A 3,295-nucleotide genomic window follows, 5' to 3' on the forward strand; every position below is an offset into this window, starting at 1 on the left:
TTTCTTCATTGAAAAAAACCTCCCCTTTTTATTCATTAAAAACGTAACTCAAACTCCCATTTATACAAACTAAATCCTTATCTTAATGGTGAAGAATGTTAAGATTGCAGTTCTCTGATAAAAGCTTTATGGGTGATTTCTTTGATTTGTTCAATATTCATTAAGATATCTTGTTTTGTTGGATACCCTTTACTAGAAAAAGCAATTTTTTGTGCGTCTCCCGAGATTAAACGCCAATACCACTGATTGTGAACTCCTTGAAACACCTCAAAATCATGTTTCCCACCTCATAAAATAGCTGATAATTTTCAGGATAAATACTCAACTAACCCATTTACCAATACTAATGTATGTCTCTATAGGAAGTCGTCAATATATTCCCCTTAAATTTTCTGACCTTAAAAAATATTTCTATGAGAGCTATTATTTTTTTAACAAGAAAAAAAAATTTGTCAATAAGATGTGAATGAGAATTTTATACTATAAAACTATTTCTTTTAATTTAACAATACTATACGTTCATTTACAGTAAAAATACTTTTATTTTATAGAAATAAGTTTTATAGAGCACACAAATTTCCACCAGCATGGAAAAAGGAAGAATACTTTCCTCCATACTGGTTACGTTTAATTGCTTCTTGTTTTTTCTTTTAAAATACACGTTTATTGATTCGCTATAACTTCTTTTTGGGATACGCTTCGAATGAGTAAATCAATAAATAAGCTAAGGGTATAAGAATTAGCCATTTTGGCTTTCATATCAATCAGAGAGGTTGCAGTTTTAGGGTTAAAACCGCTTGATAAACCTTGTCTTGACAAATATTGCTGCAATTTTTCATAAGAGCTGTCGATTTTTTCTTGATTTAGTTTTTCATTACGATCACTCTTGGCAAGTGTTTCTTCTAGTCCCTCAATTTTTTTAATAAAATAATTCCAGTCAAAATCACCCTTTGTATATTCGGCGTCAAACATTTTCCCTTGTCCGGTTAAAAGCCAATTAATGTTGACACCATATAACGTGCGGTATGTTTGTAAGACACTAAGATTGGGTTCTCTCTCTCCACGTTCATAAAAAGCAATAGAATTTTTTGTCATGCTAAAACTTTTAGCTAAGGTTTCACGTGATGGATCACCTAAAGCAAGACGTACATAACGTAAACGTTTTCCAAATATGGTTTTTGATTCAGTTTCAGGACGTGCCACGAATTATCTCCCTCAGTAAATCATCATGGTATAAATTATTAAATAATAAAAGCACACTATGTATTAATATTCTATGACATAATGTCAATATTTATCGTTTTAATTTTTCTTTATTTTTTTATTTTTATGGATAGAAAACAATCTCTCAACTCTATTGTATTGATGATTAATATTTATTTCAAAAAAAATCTCTGTTTACCGCATTTGTCTCTTGCTTTTTTTAAGAAAATTTTCATGTAACTTTACCATATATACTTTATACACCTCTGCATTAAGAGATGCAACTTTAAAGAGATACAAGCTTTCAATTTGCACTATCTGTGTACTGTAGATGAATGAGAAAATAAATTTTGAGGAATAATCATGGCCCTATTACGCTATTTTGGGTTTGCTTTTTTTTCACGATTATTGGTGTCTTTTTAGGAGGGGTTATTGGTTGGTTTGAAACGGGAAGCATTACTGGCTTTCTTAAATATTTTTTTATTTGCTGTGTTTTAGGGATTTTAGAAATTTCTTTATCTTTTGATAATTCTATTATCAATGCACGTGTTCTTGGTCGAATGGAGCCGTTATGGCGTCGTCGTTTTCTTATATGGGGTATTTTGATCGCTGTATTTGGGATGCGGATTGTTTTTCCGTTGTTGGTAGTTGTCGTTGCTGTTGGGATTAATCCAATTGCGGCCGTTAAATTAGCGATAGGAGAACCCCATCGATATGCCGAAGTTTTGACCGATGCACATATGGGAATTGCTGCTTTTGGAGGAACTTTCCTTATGATGGTTGGCTTAAAATATTTTTTTGATTCTGAAAAAGAAGTGCATTGGCTTAAGGTTATAGAGAGATTTGCTCAAAAATTGGGAGCGTTTGCTGGGATTGATATTGCAATTGTTTTGATTTTGATTTTATTCGTGTCAGGGCAGATTGTTGCGGAAGATAAAGTCACTTTTTTATTAGCAGCCCTTTATGGGCTTTTGACTTTTATAGGTGTTGAAGCTGTCAGTCATCTCTTGGATGCTCCTAAAAAGACTTTAACGACAGTGGCTCAAGGGGGACTCGGGGCGTTCCTTTATTTAGAAGTTCTTGATGCGAGTTTTTCTTTCGATGGTGTGGTTGGTGCTTTTGCTTTTTCCCATAACCTTTTTATTATCGCGATTGGTCTTGGTATTGGTGCATTTTACGTTCGTTCTATGACAATTATGTTGGTCGAATCAGGGACATTGTTGCATTATCGCTATTTGGAGCATGGTGCTTTTTATGCAATTTTAGTTCTTGCCGTAATTATGTATCTGCAAACAATTATACCGGTTCCTGAAGTCTTAACAGGACTTGTGGGAGTTTGTATTATTGGAATGGCATTGTATTCCTCGATTCGTTTTAAGCATCGTCAATTGGAGAAACATGTTGCATCTTAAGTAATGAAAATTTCATGCTTTTGTTTATCGTATATCCTTAATAGAAGGGGACTTTCATGCAAAACAAAGTGCTATTGTTTTTCTTGATTGACGTCATTATTTTAAAGCTGAATCCATGGCATGATTCTTTCCATGAAGGGAATAATTTAAAATCTTTTAGATAACTTTGACTTAAATACACGGTGCAAAAGGGCGCTATAATTTTTACCAGCTTTCAGTACGACGACAGCTTTTATATTTAACGATTCATAAGAAGCATTTTTTCTGCTTTCTGGAATGATTTTTATTTCCATTTTTGTGATGTGTAAGAGAATAATTTATTTCTTTATAATAGATAGTCAGAAACAATATTTAGGAGACCATTAACAGTTCGACACCAGCTTCATTCATCGTTTTAAGCATTGTGTTGAGGGATTCATTTACATCAATACCAGCGCAGGCATTTAATGAAACGCTGACTTTAAAACCACATTGTATGGCGTGAAGAGCAGAAAATCCAACACAAAAGTCCGTTGCTAAACCACACATAACGAGCTTGGTAAAACCGTGTGCTTTAAGGTAAACTTGTAAGCCTGTTGGTGTTTTTTGATCATTTTCAAGAAAAGCAGAATAGCTGTCCATTTTTTTATTATAGCCTTTTCTAAGGATAAGCTGTGCTTTTTCTACTCTAAGAGATGGAT

Annotated in this window: 3 protein-coding genes and 1 pseudogene; 1 reads left to right on the top strand and 3 read right to left on the bottom strand. The window is 33.2% G+C overall.

Features of this window, described 5'->3' with window-relative positions; genetic code table 11:
- Positions 1-98: 98 nt before the first annotated feature.
- Together BN338_RS11040 and BN338_RS02990 are read right to left on the bottom strand one after the other, a co-directional pair.
- Positions 99-266, bottom strand: coding sequence for a YegP family protein (locus tag BN338_RS11040; protein ID WP_083868429.1), 168 nt, complete (start codon positions 264-266; stop codon positions 99-101).
- A gap of 397 nt (positions 267-663) precedes the next feature.
- The gene (locus BN338_RS02990) at positions 664-1,203 is read right to left on the bottom strand and encodes a helix-turn-helix domain-containing protein (protein ID WP_039758916.1); all 540 of its coding nucleotides are present in this window, start codon (positions 1,201-1,203) and stop codon (positions 664-666) included.
- 363 nt (positions 1,204-1,566) lie between these two features.
- Here BN338_RS02990 and BN338_RS02995 point away from each other — a divergent pair.
- Positions 1,567-2,615, top strand: a pseudogene (locus tag BN338_RS02995) (DUF475 domain-containing protein).
- A gap of 351 nt (positions 2,616-2,966) precedes the next feature.
- Here the strand turns inward: BN338_RS02995 and BN338_RS03000 are convergent.
- A partial coding sequence (locus BN338_RS03000) for an isochorismatase family protein (RefSeq protein WP_156809242.1) occupies positions 2,967-3,295 on the bottom strand: 329 nt, incomplete at its 5' end.

The sequence above is a fragment of the Bartonella queenslandensis AUST/NH15 genome (genome assembly GCF_000312585.1).
Taxonomy (GTDB): domain Bacteria; phylum Pseudomonadota; class Alphaproteobacteria; order Rhizobiales; family Rhizobiaceae; genus Bartonella; species Bartonella queenslandensis_A.